The following is a 16,518-nucleotide window of genomic DNA, read 5'->3' as shown; positions in this document are numbered from 1 at the left end:
CCCCAAAGAGGTCTACGGAGATATTATTCCACCCTAATTTTATGATCAAAAACATGACCAAGACACAATCATACCTAGTGGTTCTGTCGGTACTCATCGTGACCGCCGGAATAGCGGTCCCAGTCGGTCTGGCCAGTCCGCTGGCGACCCCAAGTGACTCGGGGAGCATCCAGACACCGGTCGCTGACGCAGGCGGTCAGAGTTCGCCTCTCGTCGGAGACACGCCGGACGCGAACGTGCTATCGCCTTCGGACACCGACGACGACCAGTCAAACAACACGTCGAACGTCATTCAAGAGACTAACCGACAGTCGTCCGACGACGAAACCGGCGAACAATCGAACGAGGGCGAGACGGACACTCAACAGTCGTCGGCCGACGAAGGACGGTCGACGAATACCGGTGACGACCAGTCCGAAGAGTCCTCGAACGAGATTCGCGAAACTAACCGACAGTCGTCCGACGACGACGAGAGCGACAGTTCGAACGACGACGGAGGTGAGAGTGATGAATCCGACTCGCGCTTCGAGTACAGCGAGTCAGGAGACTGGACCGGTCAGCAACAGTCTGTCGAGGCGGGTCACCAGCAAAGCCAGTCTCAGACTGGCGAGGACAACGGGCAGGATCAGAGCCAACTGAGCGGCGTTGGCCAGGAGCAGTCTCAAACGGGGACTGACAACTCCCAGTCGCAGTCCAAGTCCGTCTCAAAAGTGCAGACGCAAGATCAGTCCGGACAGGATTCCGATCAGAATCAGGCTCAGACCACCGACCAGACTCAAGATCAGAGCCAGGACGGCGAAAACGACCATCAGGAACAGTTACAGGCGAGCGATCAGAATCAATCGCAGGAGCAACACTCGGAGGACAGCGATCAGGAACAGTCGCAAAACGCCGACCAGAGCGCCACTCAATCCCAATCTGCCACGAGCAGCGACCAGGCGCAACACCAAGACGCTGACCAGGATCAGAGCCAAGGCCAGACGGGTAACGACGCAGACCAGGAGCAAGATCAGGAGGTCAGCCAGACGGAGAGCGGTCGCCAATCCGGCGAGGACAACGAGCAGACGCAAGGGCAGTTGGGAGAGCAAACCCAACAACAGGATCAGGACGCCGAAGATAGCGACCAGAGCCAGTCGCAGAATGCCGACCAGGACGCGACCCAGAGTCAGGAGGGCGAGAGCAACACGCAACACCAGGAAGAAACCAGCGAACAGACCGCATCGAGCGACCAGACCGGAGAAGACAACGAACAGGCCGGTGCCCAGGATGCCGGCCAGAACCAGGGTCAAGTCCAATCCGGTGAAACCAACGCTCAGGAACAGGAACAGTCGAACTCACAGCAAGGCTCACAAGCGCAGTCGGGCGAGAACAACGATCAAGATAGAAGCCAAGACAGCCAGCAAAACCAACACCAGAACCAGAACGGCGAGAATCAAGAACAGGACCAAGCCCAGTCGGTCGACCAAGCGGCCGACCAGAAACAGTCTGGTGAGAACAACGACCAGGATCAGGGACAGTCAGCCGACCAAGATCAGACCCAGTCGCAGGACGGTCAAGACAGCGACCAGTCGCAAAGCCAGAGTTCGGAGCAGAACCAGTCCCAAGTCCAGACCGAATCCGATGCCAGTCAGGACCAACAGCAGAACAGCGACCAAAGCCAGGCCCAGGGTCAGTTCGGCGACGGCAACGAGCAGTCTCAGGAACAGACCAGCCAGCAGACCCAGGAACAGTCGGATAGCGAGGCTGCCGACCAGCAATCCCAGTCGACCGAGCAGAGCCAGGGGCAGACCCAGTCCGGCGGCTCCGGCGGTCAGGGACAGGGCCAGTCACAAGCAAGCAGTAGCAGCAGCGACGGTCAGGTAGACGTCGTCGTGCAGGTACAAGTCGAAGTCGAATCCGGTGATCAGCATCATCAGATTCAGGAACAGACCTCGACCCAGCAGCAGCACGACGTCGACGACGTGAGCGATTCGGATCAGGTGGTCATCCAGAATCAGGTGCAGGTGCAGGTCGGCGACGACAACGAGCAGAGTCAATCCCAGGCGACGGATCAGTCTCAGGAGTCCGCCGCCTCAGATGGAACTCAGTCAGAGACGACCAATCAGAACCAAGTGCAGGTGCAAGTCGGCGACGACAACGAGCAGGACCAGACCCAGACCGGCAACCAGACTCAGGCAGCGGCCTGAGTCACTCTTTTTATAGCCGCTGATCACGCCGCGATAGACGCGACGTTCTTCGACCGTGAAACCGCCGGCAAGCACTACTGCCGCCGGACGAACTATCCCGTTCAAACGCTGAAAACGATCGCGCTCGTCGATACAAAAACGCGAGCTGTGCCTCGGCGTTCACTGTACGACCGGGAAACGCCACGACACGCAGATCGGCTGGCAACTCGTCCGCCGCCACAACACGGGACGTCGACGTCGCGGGCGGAGCGGGCGCCGCCGGCGCTGTCGACGTCGGGGAGCGGGACGTGGCGGTCGCGTCGGCCGCCGGACCCGGGCGGTCGACGGCCGCTTCGCCGAGCCCGCCGGCCGCCGCCGCGGGCGCGAGGGCGGCCGCGAGGACGCAGGCGACGACGAACAGGACGTCGCTCGTCCGGGTCGACTCTCCCCGTTACTAATTACGTATCAGGACGGTAGGAAGGGTTTAATTCCCTCGACTAGGGTCGCGTAAAGTTAGAGGATGAGGCGTTCGACTTCAGAGTGCTTATGACCGAAATCGAACGCCTCAGCGAATGTATCGCATGGATCGACTTGTCGTTTGTGGAGCGAGATCGGACTCCACGCTGGGCGATTGAAGAGGGAATCCGCTGTCATTTGACTGGTATGTCACTTCGAGAGGTGAGTAAATTTCTTGAACAATATGGGATCAAACGGAGTCACGTCGCTATCCATAACTGGGTTCATAAAGCCGATCTACAGCCGATCTCAACCATCTCCGAGGATCAGCTTGCGGTTGACGAAAAGATGCTCCGCCTCCACGGCCAGAAGTTCTGGCTGTACGGTGCGGTTGATCCACAAACGAACGAGATCCTCCATGTGAGCCTCTATCCGACCGCAAATAAACAGACAACGAGATGGTTTCTCACCGAGCTACACCGGCGCTATCAGCTCGATACCGTCGAATTTCTCGTCGATGACGCAGACTATCTCGGCTCAGTCCTCGCTGAAGACGGCTATCGATTTCAAGTCATTCAACATGGAAATCGGAATGCTATCGAACGTGTCTTTTGGGAAATAGAGCGACGAACATCATCGTTTGCAAATAGTTTCAGCAATGTCGCGCTAGAGACAGCTCAAAACTGGCTCGAAGCCTTCGCCGTCTACCACAATTCACGTCAAACTTAACGCGAGGTCGACTAGAGCGCCACTCAGGCGTCCGCGCCCTCGGCAAGCCCGTCGGCGACGATCCGGAAGGTGACGGAGTCGCCGGCGGGCTTCGAGCGGTGTTTCTCCAGCGTGGCCCGGCGGTTCCCGCCGCGGGAACCTGTCGACGCGAAGGATCGCCCCGGTCCAGTGGTTGAGCGTGTTGCCGCCGAGCGCGCGGTCGCGGTCGGAGTCGGGGTCGGTGAACACCTGATTCGTGATCACGACGGAGAGGTCGTGGCGGCGCGCCAGCGAGAGGAGGTGCGTCACCTGCTTGGCGACCTTCCGGAGCGACTGCCCGCCCTCGGTGTCGCCGGCGCGCTCCAGCCGGTAAAACCCCGTCGCGGAGTCCAACACGATCAGCTCGACCTCCTCGGCGAGCTCCTCAGCGTCGCGGACCGCCTCCCGCTGGTCGTCGAAGTCGTACGCCTCGGAGATCACCAGCCGCGACGCGATCTCCTCGACCGCGTCGTCGACGACGGGGTCGTCGGCCCGCCCCGCGGCGAGCTGCTCGAACCGGTCGATCGAGAGCCCCTCGGTGTCGATGTAGAGGGCGCGGTCGCCGCCGGCGGCGACCTCGACCGCCGCGGCCAACGCGAGGTTCGTCTTCCCGGCCGCTGGCGGGCCGTACACCTGCGTGACGACCCCGCGCTCGAAGCCGCCACCCAACAGGTCGTCGACCGGCCGACAGCCGGTCGGGATCGGATCGCTCACTGTGAACCGTCTCGCCCGCACTCGTATTTAAACGGTCGATCCCGGCGTCGTCGAGCGTGGGTAAACGGTCGAGCACCGTCGCTCGTCGGGAAAAATAAGCGTGAAAGAACGGAACGGTCGCCGGTCTCGGTGACCGGCGACGGGCTCCGGTAGTGCGTGCGGACGCGGCGTCCGCGGTAGAATCGTTAGTTGCGCGTCAGGTTCGTCGCGCGGGGTCCCTTGGGGGACGACTCGATGTCGAACTCGACCTCCTGACCCTCCTCGAGGTCCGGGCCGCCGACGTCTTCCATGTGGAAGAACACGTCCTCGTCGTCGTCGAGATCGCCGTCGTCAGTCGAAATGAAACCGTAGCCGCCAGTGTCGTTGAAGAAGTCAACCTTACCGTTTGCCATTGCAACCAAACAGACGGGCGTTTGGGGGATAACGCTTGCGAGGGTCGTGGTACCACGACCGTCTCGGCGCCCGTCGGTCGCGTCGGCGTCGTCTTAGACGCCGAGACCGGGTTCTTCGACGCTTCCGCCGCCGTCGCCGCGCGGTGCGACCAGTCGCGGGGTTCATTTACGCGCGAGGACGTAGGTCGGCGTATACACATGGATCGTCGCACCTATCTGCGGTCGCTCGCGGCCGGGACCGGCGTCGGCGCGACCGTCGGGACCGCCGGCTGTCTCGGCGTCCTCGGCGACTCGGGCGCCGAGGGAACCGTCCTCGGCCCGCCGGAGCGGGACCTGAGCGAGGCCGTCCACCCGAGCTACGGCGACGAGATGCCGAATTTTACCGTTCCTGACCCGCTCACGGGCGACGAGGTGTCAGTCGCCGACTTCGAGGGCGAGCGCGCCGTCCTGTGGACCTCGTTTTACACGAACTGCCCGGACGGCGTCTGCCCGGCGCTCATCCTCCGGCTCCGGCGCGCGCAGGCGGTCGCCGCCGAGGAGGGGTACGGGGACGAGTCCGCCTTCCTCGCGCTCACGTTCGACCCCGAGCGCGACATCGCCGAGGTCCTCCGCGAGTACGCCGGCCAGCAGGGCGTCGACCTCGACGCCGGCAACTGGCACTTCCTGCGACCCGAGAGCTACGAGCGCGCGCAGGAGCTGATGGACGAGAACTTCGGGCTCGTGATCGAGAAGCGGGACGCCGACCAGTACGAGAACCTGGAGTACCAGTTCCCCCACTACGGGCTTATCCTTCTCGCGAACAAGCGGGGGATCGTCGAGCGCGCCTACCCGCGTGGCCCGCAGACGGACATCGAACGGCTCGTGAGCGACTTTGAGCGGGTGGTCACCGCGTGAGGCGCCGCCACCTCCTCGCCGGACTCGCCAGCGCGGGCGCGCTCGGCGGGGCCGGAGTCGTCGCGTCCGGGAGCGCGCCCGCGGTGCTCGGGAGCGGGGACGCGCACGAACCGATCGAGCCGACGACGCTGCCGACGGTCGACGCGCCGGGAAGCCGCGACGGCGCGGCGACGCTTCCGGCGCCCGATCGCCCGACGTTCATCGACTTCTTCGGAACGTGGTGTCCCCCGTGCGCCGAGCAGATGCCGGCCCTCGCCGAGGCCCACGACCGGATCGGCGACGAGGTGCTGTTCGTCTCGGTGACGACGGAGGACGTCGGCGGCGCGGTCAGCGAGGAGACGGTCGCCGACTGGTGGCGCGAGCACGACGGCGACTGGCTGGTCGCGGCCGACACGACCGCTGAGCTCGCGGCTCGGCTCGGCGTCGGCGGCTATCCGAGCGCGCGCGCCGTCGACGCGACGGGGCGCGTGCGCTGGGCGACGTCAGGGACCCACACCACGGAGGAGTTCGTGAACGGGATCGAGCGGGCGCTGGACCGATGAGGGGACGAGCCGACCGATGACCGACGTCTCGCTCGCGACGACCGTCCCCTTCGCCGTGACCGCGGGCGTGGCGACGTTCTTTTCTCCGTGCGCGTACCCGCTGTTGCCGGGGTACGTGGGCTTCTACGTGAACTCCGTCGACGCCGAGGCCGCCTCCGTCTCCGGGGCGGGCTTGCGCGGGGTCGCGGCCGCGCTCGGCGTCCTCGCGACGTTCGCGCTGCTCGCGGGCGCGACGGTGCGGATCGGGTACTCGACGCTGTCGAACATCACCGTCTTCGAGACGCTCGTCGGCGTGCTGCTCGTCATCTTCGGGCTGCTCGTGGTCGCCGGGCGCGCCCCGTCGGTGTCGCTCCCGCTGCCGAAGCGGCGGTCGAGCGTCTTCGGGTTCGGGGTGTTCGGCGCGGGGTACGCGCTGGCCGGCGCGGGCTGCGTCGCGCCCGTGTTCCTCGGCGTGGTCGCGCGGGCCATCGCGCTTCCCGGCGACGCCGCCGTCCTGATCCTCTCCGTGTACGCCGGCACGGTCGCCGTCCTGATGGCCGCGACGACCGTCGCGACGGGGGTGGGACTGATCGGCAACGCCAACCGCGTGATGGCCCACGCGGGCGCCCTGAAGCGGGTCGCCGGGGCCGTGATGGTCGTCGCCGGGATCGGCCAGCTGTACCTCTCGCTGGTCGTCTACTGAGAGGCCGTCGCCGACCGTAGTACCGGCGGCACACGAGCGGGTTGTCAGCGGCGGACGGGCGAGCGGGTTGTCAGCGGCGGACGGGCGACCGATGTCGGGGCGCCGAGACGGTGACCCGGACCCGTCCACGCGTGAGACCACCAACATTCATATTCGATAGCGAGGAAGTGTCATCCAGCCGAACCGGGCGGCGCGCGGCCGTCCACGATGGTTCGGTCCCCGCATCATGAACCTAGATCAGTTCACAGCCGAGAACGCACCGACGGAAAGCGCGGAACCGTTCCAGCGCGAGAACAGCTACACCCTCGACGTCGACGTCGACGGGACCGTGATGGCGAAGGCCGGATCGATGATCGCGTACACCGGCGACGTCTCGTTCACGGGGAAGGCCTCCGCCGAGGGCGGGATCACCGGCTTCCTCAAGGAAGCGGCCACCGGCGAGGGGACGCCGATCATGGCCGTGGAGGGCCGAGGTCACGTCTACTTCGCCGACGCCGGGAAGAAGGTACAAGTCGTCGAGCTCGACGCCGGCGAGGCGATCACGGTCAACGGGGAGGACGTCCTCGCCTTCGAGGAGAGGCTCTCCTACGAGATCAGCACCATCGACAGCCTTGCCGGCTCGCTCGCCGGTGGGTTCAGCAACGTCTACCTCGAGGGACCGGGCTACGTCGCGCTCACCACGCACGGCGATCCGATCGTCTTGGAGACGCCGGTCGCGACGGATCCCAGCGCGACCGTCGCCTGGGGCGGCACCTCCCCGAGCGTCGAGGTCAACCGCAGCCTCTCGGACATGGTCGGCCAGGAGTCCGGCGAGCGGTACCAGATGCGCTTCGACGGCCCCGACGGGTTCGTCGTCGTTCAGCCGTACGAGGAGCACGTCTGACCGGCGGTCCGACGATGAGGGACGCGACCGAAACGAGCGACGACGCGAACGGCGCCCGGCGGGCGGACGACGAGTTCGCCGGCGACCGCGACGGCGACGACGACGCGGAGTCGACCGGCCCGCTCGCGCGGGCTGAGGCGGCCGTCACCGAGGCGGTCGGCCTCGTCGTCGACGCCGTCCTCGACGCGATATGACCGACGCCGCGCGCCCGACGCCGACCCTGATCGCACACCGCGGGTTCGCCGGCGAGAACCCCGAGAACACCGTGGCGGCCGTCGAGCGGGCCGCGGGGGTCGCGAGGTCGGACGGCTCCGCCGAGTCCGGCGTTCCAGCGGGGCGTCAGGCCGACTGGGTCGAAGTCGACGTCATGCCCACCGCCGACGGCGACGTGGTCGTCGTTCACGACGCGGAGCTCTCCGGTCGCGGCGGACGCGGCGATTCCGGTACCGCCGTCGACCGCGGACTCACCGACGCGGCGGGTCTCGTCTGGGAGACGGACACCGCGACCGTCACCGGCGCCGAGGTGCTCGACAGCGGGGAGACCGTCCCGCTGCTCGCCGACGCGCTCGAGGCGCTTCCCCCGGACGTCGGCGTGAACGTCGAACTCAAGAACCCGGGCCGGGGCGACCTCCGGCCCGACGAGAAGCTCGCCGGCGACGCGCTCGCGGACCGGACGGCGGTCTGGCGGCCGTTCGTCGACCGGGTGCTGGGCGTCGCCGAGGAGTCCGGGAACGACCTCCTGTTCTCGTCGTTCTGCGAGGGGGCGCTCGCCGCGGTCCGCGAGCGGTCGTCGCTGCCGGTCGCCCCGCTGGTGGCCGAGTCGATCGCCGACGGACTGGCGATCGCCCGCGAGCACGACGCGGCCGCGGTCCACCCGCCGATCGACGCGATTCGCGGAACGCCGTTCTTCGACGCCGAGCGGTTCGGGGGCGGCGGAGAGTCGGGCGGACCGGACCTCCTCGCGGCCGCGCACGAGGCGGGGCGCGACGTGAACGTCTGGACCGTCGAGACGTGGTATCAGGCCGATCGGCTCGCCGCGGCCGGCGTCGACGGGGTCATCGCCGATTACTCGACGCTGCTGCGCGAGTGACCCCTCTGCCGGGGGCCGATCGACGCGAAAACTCGGTTCCGCGGTGGGGCGTGGAACGCTCAGCGCGCCGCCAGCCAGTCCGCGAAGCCGCCGGTGAGGAACCCGGCGTAGTCGACGATACCGAGGTACAGCGAGACGAGCACGACGATCACGATGGGGACGCGCACGATCCAGAGCCAGGCGGTCCCGAGCCCGCCGATGTCGCCGATGCCCCTCTCCAGCTCGTCGCGGGCGATCTCGGGGATCACCCACCCGACGAACAGCGCGAGCAGCAGCGAGCCGAGCACGAGCAGGATGCCGTCCGCCAGCTTGTCGTACAGGTCGAGGAATATCAGGTCGATCGTCACCGGGACGCCGAGCAGGAAGACGGCGACGCCGATGGCCGCCGCGGCGGGGACGCGAGCGACGCCGAGCTCGTCGATCAGGTACGAGACGAGCACTTCGAGGATGCTGATCGCGGACGAGAGCGCCGCGATCCCGACCATGCCGAAGAAGACGACGCCGATGGCTCGTCCGCCGGGGATCCCGGCGAACGCCGAGGTGAGGCTCACGAAGATCGCCCCGGGACCGCCCGTGCCCGGTTCGATGCCGACGGTGAAGAGAACGGGGAAGACGACGAACCCGACGAGGACGGCGACGAGCGTGTCGAGTGCGGCGATGACGCCGGCGTCCGACGCCAGATTCCGGTCCTCACCGAGGTAGGAGGCGTAGGTGATCATCACGCCCATCCCGAGCGAGAGGGTGAAGAAGGCCTGTCCGGCGGCGGCGGGCAGTATCTCGGTCCAGTTCGCCGCGATCGTTCCGAAGTCCGGCGAGAGGTAGTACCCGTACGCCGCGCTCGCGCCGTCGAGGGTGAACCCGTAGGCGGCCAGCCCCAGCAGCAACACCAGGATGGCGGGCACCATCACCTTCACGCTCAGCTCGATGCCGCGCCTGACGCCGGCGGCGATGATACCGATGACGAGCATCATGAACGCGGCGTGAAACAGGAGCGTGTCGAGGCCGGTCGAGACCGTTCCGAACAGCGCCTCCGCCTCGGCCGGGTCGGTGATCGTAAACCCGTCGGTGAGTCCGATGAGGGTGTACCGGAGGAACCAGCCTGCGACGACGCTGTAGTACGACAGGATGATGAAGCCGGTGGCGACGAACAGCCAGCCGGCGTACGACCACGCGCCGCTGCCGAGTTCCCGCAGCGCGCCGACGGGATTCCGGTCGGTCCGACGGCCGATCACGAACTCGACGAGAATCGCCGGGAACCCGATCAGCGCGACGAACGCCAGATAGGTGATCAGAAACGACGATCCGCCGTACTGGCCGGTGATGAACGGGAACCGCCAGATGTTCCCGAGCCCGACGGCGCTACCCACCGCGGCGAGGATGAACCCCGCCCGCGTCGCCCACGTCTCGCGTGCCATTGGTATCGGAGCAAATCTCGTTGCGGTCTAAAAACGTGTCTTTTCGCCCGCTGACACCCATGTCAACGTCCCTGAACGACCCGCCGCGGCGACCGGTGTCCGCGCAGTCCGGATCGCCGCCGCGGGCGAGGCGTTCGGTTCGCCCCGTCAGGGACCGTGAATTTAATAGCCGGAGGGTGACCTCACGGGATATGGAACGCGTAGACGTCGCTATCGTGGGAGGCGGTCCGGCCGGCGCGGCCGCGGCGCACGCGGCCGCGACCGGCGGCGCTGACGCCCTCGTCCTCGAGAAGGGGGTGCCGCGGGCCGACCGCGACGGGCTCGGCCCCGACTCGACGGACGCCGCGGGGATCTTGGACTACTGGGTCGACATCATGGGGATCCACCCCGACGAGTTCGACGACGGCGTCGTCCAACGGGAGCTGACCCGCGCCGAGTTCCGCGGGCCGGACGAGGCGGCGACGCTCACCTCCACCGGTATCGACTCGTCGTACGACAAGTTCGGCTACACCTTCCAGCGCGCGCGCTTCGACGACTGGCTCCGCGACCGCGCCGAGGACGCCGGGGCCGAGTACCGCGCGGGCGTGTCCGTCCGCGGCGTCGACACCGACCTGTCGGCGGACCCGAGCGACGGGTCGGGCGGGACCGACGGCACCGGCGGGAGCGGCGATCCCCGTCACGTCGTCGAGCTCGCCTCCGGCGAGTCGGTCGGGGCCGACTTCCTCGTGCTCGCCGACGGCCCGCAGCGCACCGTGACGAATCGCGTGCTCGACGAGTACCTCCCCGCGGACGCGGCCGCCTCCGAGCGGCTGGCCTCCCGGACGGCGAACCACATCGCCTACCAGGAGTACCGACGCGTCCCGGAGGCGGTGTACGAGCAGGTCGAAGACGCGCTCGTCTTCTGGTGGGGCGTGATGCCGGGCGAGACGGCGTATCCGTGGATCTTCCCGAACGACGACCGCGTCTGTCGGGTCGGGCTGACGATGCCGATCGGCCTCGACGTCGACGCCTTCGAGCGGGACGCGTACGCCCTGCTGGAGCCCGACGACGAGTCGATCCCGCAGGGCGGCGAGTACGTCCGACGGCTGCTGGAGTGGCAGTACGGCGACGAGTACGATATCGAGGAGGACTTCCCGCTCGTCGAGGAGGCGGGCAAACGGAACGGCACCGAGACGTATCCGATCTCGTCGACCCGTCCGATCGACTCGCCGACGGACGCCGGGGTCGCGGTGGTCGGCGGCGCGATGGGGACGACCTCCGCCTTCCACGAGGGCGGCGACCACGTGGCGGTCCGCACCGGCGCCATCGCCGGCGACCTGGCCGCCGCGGGCGACATGGCGCCGTACAACAGGCGCTGGAAGGAGGCGATCGGCGACGAGGTCGTCCGCAACGTGACGATGGCCGACATGGTCGCCGACTACGACCCGGACGACTGGAACCGGATCATCGGCGCCGCCGACGCCATGTTGGCGGCCGAGGCCGGCGACGGCCTCCTCGCGCAGCCGTACCGCTCGGGCTGGGAGTCGGTGAAGCTCCTGCTCGGCTACAGGTGGAACAAGCGCCGCGTCAAGAAGGACTACGTCGGCATCGACGAGAGCGAGTACGTCTACTAGTCCGCGAGGCCGCCCCGGTTGAGTCCGGCGGTTCCGGCACCGCCCTCACCGGGTCACCGGCGCTAGCCTCACCGGGTCACCGGCGCTAGCCTCACCGAATCACCGGCGCCGACAGCTCTCGCGGCTCGGTCGAGACCCCCTCGACGTCGACCGGCTCGACCTCGTGAGTCGGCCACTGACCCGTCTTCGTCAGCGTCTCGGTGAAGTCGGGCGCGACGAGGTGGGTGTCCTCGCTCTTCGCTCCCTGCACGGTCGGATTCCACGCATAGCCCATCGGCCGTCGGACCGGTTCGTCGCTCCCGGGCGCGGCGAACCACTCGCGGCCCGCGAACCCCGCGGCGCCGCCCTGGTGGTGTTCGCGCCACTCGTCGGCGAAGCCGACGGCGTCGTACGCCTCGCGGATCGCGTCGAAGACGTCCCCGGCGGTGTCGGAGGCGTCCCCGTCCGTGAGACTGCCGTCCGCCGCGGCCTCCGTCGCCGCGAGCGCGGTCGCCTCGACGCGGGCCGCGGCGCGGTGGCGCGCCTCCAGCCAGTCGGGGGCGTCGAAGGCGACTGTCCGGGTCAGCGAGGCGTAGAGCCCCGCACGCTCGGCCGTGACGGAGACGAGCGCGTAGTCGCCGAGCGTCGCGTCGCTCGGCGTGTAGTGGCGGAGGCGCCGCGCGCGCTCCGCGCCGCCGACGAGCACCACGGGGGTGTCGACGTCGCGGGAGGCGAGCGAGATGTCGATCCCGGCGGCGACCTCGTACTCCGGGTCCTCGGGCTCGAGGTTGCGGCAGACGGTCTCGACGGCGGCGGCCGCCTCGCGGCCCAGCTCGCGGTAGCGCTCGACGTCGTCGTCGGTGAGCGGCTGGCGCAGGCGGCTCCCGTCGACGCGCTCGAACCCCGGGACGTCGAAGTCGGCGGCGGCGGGCGCGGGCGAGCGCTCCGCGACGGCCCCGGCCAGCGAGTCGGCGTACCACGGGAACGACTCGACGGCGACCGCGCCGGGGAGCTCCTCGGCGGCGAGCCGCTCCGCCTCGACGTTGTCCGTGATCACGCGAAGCGCGCCGTCGTAGCCGGCGGCCGCGACTCCGACGTCGGCGTCGTCGTCGACGACGTTGTCGCCGCCGGTGAGCCACGCGAACCCGTTCGGCTTGGCGAACCAGACCGCTTCGAGCCCGCGGTCGTCGAGATACGCGTCGAGCCTCTCGGTGCGGGCGTCGAGATCGACCATACCGACCGACTCTCGTCGATCCAGTAAAAGCGGTCGAAAGCCGTCCGCGGCGGCGCCGGCGCGGTCGAGAGAATCCGTTACCGCGGCTCGGATCGCCGCAGGAGAGCGGCGGGCGATCGGGGGACCGCGTCGCGCCGTCGCCGTTCGAAACGAAAGGTTCAATTACGTCCCCCGGATACGACGAAACGCGTCAGTAAGCCCCCTCGGGTTGGTAGTCTAGTCCGGTTATGACACCTCCTTGACATGGAGGAGGCCGGCGGTTCAAATCCGCCCCAACCCATTTCTGTCGACGTCGCAACCGCGAGCGGCAGCGAGCGGTCCGCGTCGACGAAATGGTGCCGCGGATTCGAATCAGGGAGCGAAGTGAGCGACAGCGAGCGGAGCGACCGAGGTTCAAATCCGCCCCAACCCATTTCTGTCGACGCCGCAACCGCGAGCGACGGCGAGGCGTCAGTCGTCCGCGACCCGGCCGGTCGATTTTTCTCGGCGGAGTCCGCTCTCCGAGGTAATGACCGGCACGGCGCTCGCCGTCGACCCCTCGACGTACGCCCTGTTCCTGCTGGCGGCGGCGACGCTCGTCGTGACGCCGGGGCCCGACACGCTGTACGTGCTCTCCCGCGGGATCGAGGATCGAACGGCCGGCCTGCGCGCCGCGCTCGGCGTCACGACGGGGATCCTGTTCCACACCGCGCTCGTCGCGGTCGGCGTCGCGGCGATCTATCGGGCCGTTCCGGGCGCCGAACGGGCCGTCCAACTCGTCGGCGGGCTCTTCCTCCTCTACCTCGGCGTCGACGCCCTGCGGTCGGCCGAGAGCGACCGGCCGTCGCCGGCGGGGGGCGGCGTGCGGGAGGGGTTCCTCGTCAACGCCCTCAACCCGCAGGTCGCGCTGTTCTTCCTCGCGTTCCTTCCCGGGTTCGCGGCGGGCGGCGCCGGGGGGGACGGCGGCACGTCGATCGCGGTCCTCGGCGCCACGTACGCCGCGCTCACGGCTCTCTACCTCGGCGGCGTGGCGGTCGTCGCCGACGGCGCCGCGGACGTGCTCCGGTCCGAGCGGACCGGCCGCTGGCTGGACCGGGTCGCGGGCGGGATCCTGCTCCTGATCGGCGCGTGGGTGCTGACGGGGTGAGCGGTCCCGGGACGGTACGCGACCGTTCCGCGAACCGTAGTTTGATAACGCATACCGTCGGTGTGACAGCCGTCATATGTCTGAAATCGCCGCGGAGACGCTCCGGGAGGAGACGAAGGTGCTCGCGTTCGACCTGTGGGACACGCTGCTCGACCGCGAAGCGACCCTCGTCCCCGCGCTGCAGGCCCTGCTCGACGATCACGGGAGCGACTACGACCCCGAGGTCCTGCTCCGGCGGTATCTCGCCATGCACTTCCGGGACTCGATGATCGACTCGCTGATCCCGGGACCCCACACACCGTTCAAGGAGATCAGCCGACGCGCGCTCGCGTATCGGCTCAGAACAGATCGGCCTCGACGTTCCCGACGAGGCGGTCCGCGCCGTCATCCGGCAGTGGAAGACGCTCGAGCCGTATTCGGACGTCGACGCCGCGTTAGACCGGCTGAGCGAGGAGTACGAACTGGTCGGCCTCTCGAACGGCGACCCCGACATGCTCGAGGCGGTCCGCCCCAACTTCGAGACCGAGCTGGACGGCGTCGTGTCGGTCGCCGAGGCGGGCGCCTACAAGCCCCACCGGGCGTCGTACGACCTGACCTGCGAGGCGCTCGATGTCGCGCCCCACGAGGTCGCCTTCGTGACCGCGCACACGTTCGACCTCGTCGGCGCGAAGGCGGTCGGCATGCGCGGCGCGTTCCTCAACAGGCACGAGAACCCGTACGGGGGGTGGACACACCGGCCGGACATCACCGTCCCCGACACCGAGGCGCTGGCCGACGCGCTCGCGCCCCGCGGGACCGCGACCGAGTAGCGGCGCCGCGGACCCGCGGACGTGGCCGCGCCGCGGAACCGCCGGCCGCTTCCAAAACCGGTAATCCCCCGCGGCGAGAGGTGGTCGTATGGACGCACGCATCCGCGAACACGCCGAGATCATCGCCGACCACTCGACCGGCATCGAGTCGGGCGACGACGTCGTCATTCAGCTACCCGCCGAGGCCGAGGACCTGGCGGTCGCCCTCCACGAGATCTGCGGGGACCGCGGGGCCAACCCGGTGTACCTCAACTACTCGAAGCGCGCTCAGCGCGCGTTCAAGCGCTCCTCGGAGGATTTCACCGAACCGGACCACCGGCTCGCGCTCTATCAGGAGGCGGATGTCTTCGTCATCGCGCGCGGCGGGGCGAACGCGACGGAGGACGCCGACGTCGACCCCGAGGCGAACGCCGCCTACAACCGCGCGATGGAGGACGTCAAGCGCACGCGCCTCTCGAAGACGTGGTGTCTCACGCAGTTCCCGACCGCGAGCCACGCCCAGCTCGCCGGGATGAGCACCGAGGCGTACGAGGACTTCGTCTGGGACGCCGTCTCGCTCGACTGGGAGGAGCAGCGCGCGTTCCAAGAGGAGATGGTCGCTATCCTCGACGACGCCGACGACGTCCGGATCCGCTCGGGCGAGGAGACGGACCTCACGCTCGACGTCTCGGGCAACTCGACGCTCAACGACTACGGCGAGGCGAACCTGCCCGGCGGCGAGGTGTTCACGGCGCCGGTCCGCGACGGCGTCGACGGCGAGGTCCACTTCGACCTCCCGCTGTACCGCTACGGGCGCGAGATCGACGGGGTCAGGCTCCGGTTCGAGGACGGGAAGGTCGTCTCGCACTCGGCCGAGCGCAACGAGGACCTGCTGACGGGGATCCTCGACACCGACGAGGGCTCGCGGCGGCTCGGCGAGCTGGGTATCGGGATGAACCGCCAGATCGACCGGTTCACCTACAACATGCTGTTCGACGAGAAGATGGGCGACACGGTCCACATGGCGGTCGGTTCCGCGTACCCGGAGACGGTGGGCGAGGAGAACGCGATCAACGAGTCCGCCGAGCACGTCGACATGATCGTCGACATGAGCGAGGACTCCGTCATCGAGGTCGACGGCGAGGTCGTCCAGCGGGACGGGACGTTCGTGTTCGAAGACGGGTTCTGAGAGCGGTCGGGGAGCGGAGCGCCCGAGCACGGCCGGGACCGGCTCTCCCGAGCACGGCCGTGACCGGATCGGCGGTCGCGCCGACCGCGACGCTCACTCCGACGCGGCGGCGTCGCGCGCCGTGCTCCGGCTGACGAACGCCGCGTACGCGGCGACGAGGATACCGAACAGGCCGACCGTGCCGACCGCGGCGATCGCCGGGAAGTCCGCGAGCGGCGCGATCTCCCCCTCGGGCGCCGCGACGACGTCGACGACGCCGGTTCCGACCGACAGCACCAGCACGGCGATCCACAGCGTCCCGACGGCGTACCCGAGCTCGACGAGCCGGTCGGCGCGAACCGCGTGCGCGACGACGACGGCGCCGCCGATGACCGGAATCGCGACCAGCGGCCTCGTCGGGTCGGGGAGCAGGACGCTCCCGCCGAGCGCGATCGCCGTCCAGTAGACGGCGACGGCGACGACCGTGCGGAGCCAGTCGAGGACGGACACGAGGGATGATTTCGACGGGGCGCCACAAAACGGTCGGGGAACGCGCCGGAACCGGGCCGCGGCGGTGTTCAACGCGCCGGAACCGGGCCGCGGCGGTATTTATGTCCCGGGAACGCGTAC

The 16,518-nt window shown here is 68.3% G+C and carries 16 protein-coding genes, 1 tRNA gene and 2 pseudogenes; 14 read left to right on the top strand and 5 right to left on the bottom strand.

Features of this window, described 5'->3' with window-relative positions; genetic code table 11:
* The first annotated feature begins 53 nt into the window (after positions 1-53).
* The 3 genes and pseudogenes from DJ82_RS03490 (at position 54) to DJ82_RS03480 (ending at position 3,350) form a co-directional block, all read left to right on the top strand.
* Positions 54-2,186, top strand: a complete 2,133-nt coding sequence (locus DJ82_RS03490; RefSeq protein WP_094581071.1) for a hypothetical protein — start codon at positions 54-56, stop codon at positions 2,184-2,186.
* A 24-nt stretch (positions 2,187-2,210) separates the two neighbouring features.
* Positions 2,211-2,406 (top strand): annotated as a pseudogene (locus DJ82_RS03485) (transposase); the annotation flags it as partial.
* Between the two features lie 305 nt (positions 2,407-2,711).
* Positions 2,712-3,350, top strand: a complete 639-nt coding sequence (locus tag DJ82_RS03480; protein WP_094581070.1) for an IS6 family transposase — start codon at positions 2,712-2,714, stop codon at positions 3,348-3,350.
* A gap of 23 nt (positions 3,351-3,373) precedes the next feature.
* On the opposite strand, the pseudogene radB reads toward DJ82_RS03480, so the two are convergent.
* Positions 3,374-4,082 (bottom strand): annotated as a pseudogene (gene radB / locus DJ82_RS03475) (DNA repair and recombination protein RadB).
* A 185-nt stretch (positions 4,083-4,267) separates the two neighbouring features.
* Entirely contained in the window at positions 4,268-4,474 is a 207-nt protein-coding gene (locus DJ82_RS03470; RefSeq protein WP_004046191.1) for a cold-shock protein, read from the bottom strand.
* A 198-nt stretch (positions 4,475-4,672) separates the two neighbouring features.
* Between DJ82_RS03470 and DJ82_RS03465 the strand changes: the two genes are divergently transcribed.
* The 6 genes from DJ82_RS03465 to DJ82_RS03440 all read left to right on the top strand — a co-directional run bounded on the left by DJ82_RS03465 (position 4,673) and on the right by DJ82_RS03440 (position 8,565).
* Complete coding sequence (locus DJ82_RS03465) at positions 4,673-5,368, top strand: SCO family protein (protein WP_094581069.1); 696 nt, start codon at positions 4,673-4,675, stop codon at positions 5,366-5,368.
* Positions 5,365-5,910 carry a TlpA disulfide reductase family protein gene (locus DJ82_RS03460; RefSeq protein ID WP_094581068.1) on the top strand — a complete coding sequence of 182 codons (546 nt, stop codon included), beginning with the start codon at positions 5,365-5,367 and terminating at the stop codon, positions 5,908-5,910. The genes DJ82_RS03465 and DJ82_RS03460 overlap by 4 nt, the downstream gene beginning before the upstream one ends.
* 16 nt (positions 5,911-5,926) lie before the next feature.
* Positions 5,927-6,592, top strand: a complete 666-nt coding sequence (locus DJ82_RS03455) for a cytochrome c biogenesis protein CcdA (RefSeq protein ID WP_094581067.1) — start codon at positions 5,927-5,929, stop codon at positions 6,590-6,592.
* 226 nt (positions 6,593-6,818) lie between these two features.
* Positions 6,819-7,475 (top strand): AIM24 family protein, encoded by a 657-nt coding sequence (locus DJ82_RS03450; RefSeq protein WP_094527448.1) that lies wholly within the window; start codon positions 6,819-6,821, stop codon positions 7,473-7,475.
* Between the two features lie 14 nt (positions 7,476-7,489).
* The gene (locus DJ82_RS03445; protein WP_094527449.1) at positions 7,490-7,669 is read left to right on the top strand and encodes a hypothetical protein; all 180 of its coding nucleotides are present in this window, start codon (positions 7,490-7,492) and stop codon (positions 7,667-7,669) included.
* Positions 7,666-8,565: a glycerophosphodiester phosphodiesterase gene (locus DJ82_RS03440; protein ID WP_094524159.1), complete on the top strand. Its 900-nt coding sequence runs from the start codon at positions 7,666-7,668 to the stop codon at positions 8,563-8,565. The genes DJ82_RS03445 and DJ82_RS03440 overlap by 4 nt, the downstream gene beginning before the upstream one ends.
* A gap of 59 nt (positions 8,566-8,624) precedes the next feature.
* Here DJ82_RS03440 and DJ82_RS03435 read toward each other — a convergent pair whose 3' ends face one another.
* Positions 8,625-9,980, bottom strand: a complete 1,356-nt coding sequence (locus tag DJ82_RS03435; RefSeq protein WP_094527451.1) for a sodium-dependent transporter — start codon at positions 9,978-9,980, stop codon at positions 8,625-8,627.
* 191 nt (positions 9,981-10,171) lie between these two features.
* On the opposite strand from DJ82_RS03435, the gene DJ82_RS03430 reads away from it, so the two are divergent.
* Positions 10,172-11,593: an NAD(P)/FAD-dependent oxidoreductase gene (locus DJ82_RS03430; RefSeq protein WP_094581066.1), complete on the top strand. Its 1,422-nt coding sequence runs from the start codon at positions 10,172-10,174 to the stop codon at positions 11,591-11,593.
* Between the two features lie 91 nt (positions 11,594-11,684).
* Here DJ82_RS03430 and DJ82_RS03425 read toward each other — a convergent pair whose 3' ends face one another.
* The gene (locus DJ82_RS03425; RefSeq protein ID WP_094581065.1) at positions 11,685-12,806 is read right to left on the bottom strand and encodes a Xaa-Pro peptidase family protein; all 1,122 of its coding nucleotides are present in this window, start codon (positions 12,804-12,806) and stop codon (positions 11,685-11,687) included.
* A 205-nt stretch (positions 12,807-13,011) separates the two neighbouring features.
* Between DJ82_RS03425 and DJ82_RS03420 the strand changes: the two genes are divergently transcribed.
* From DJ82_RS03420 to DJ82_RS03405, 4 genes are all read left to right on the top strand, one after another.
* A tRNA-Val gene (locus tag DJ82_RS03420) sits at positions 13,012-13,086 on the top strand.
* A 228-nt stretch (positions 13,087-13,314) separates the two neighbouring features.
* Positions 13,315-13,932 carry a LysE family translocator gene (locus tag DJ82_RS03415; protein ID WP_094558259.1) on the top strand — a complete coding sequence of 206 codons (618 nt, stop codon included), beginning with the start codon at positions 13,315-13,317 and terminating at the stop codon, positions 13,930-13,932.
* Between the two features lie 332 nt (positions 13,933-14,264).
* Positions 14,265-14,741: an HAD-IA family hydrolase gene (locus DJ82_RS03410; protein ID WP_198948004.1), complete on the top strand. Its 477-nt coding sequence runs from the start codon at positions 14,265-14,267 to the stop codon at positions 14,739-14,741.
* 88 nt (positions 14,742-14,829) lie between these two features.
* Positions 14,830-15,909 carry an aminopeptidase gene (locus tag DJ82_RS03405; protein ID WP_094581064.1) on the top strand — a complete coding sequence of 360 codons (1,080 nt, stop codon included), beginning with the start codon at positions 14,830-14,832 and terminating at the stop codon, positions 15,907-15,909.
* A 93-nt stretch (positions 15,910-16,002) separates the two neighbouring features.
* Here the strand turns inward: DJ82_RS03405 and DJ82_RS03400 are convergent, their stop codons facing one another.
* The gene (locus DJ82_RS03400) at positions 16,003-16,398 is read right to left on the bottom strand and encodes a hypothetical protein (protein ID WP_094522686.1); all 396 of its coding nucleotides are present in this window, start codon (positions 16,396-16,398) and stop codon (positions 16,003-16,005) included.
* Positions 16,399-16,518 lie beyond the last annotated feature (120 nt).

Origin of the sequence: Halorubrum sp. Ib24 (genome assembly GCF_002252745.1) — an archaeon.
Classification (GTDB): Archaea; Halobacteriota; Halobacteria; order Halobacteriales; family Haloferacaceae; genus Halorubrum.
This window is presented reverse-complemented; position numbering and strand designations above follow the sequence as displayed.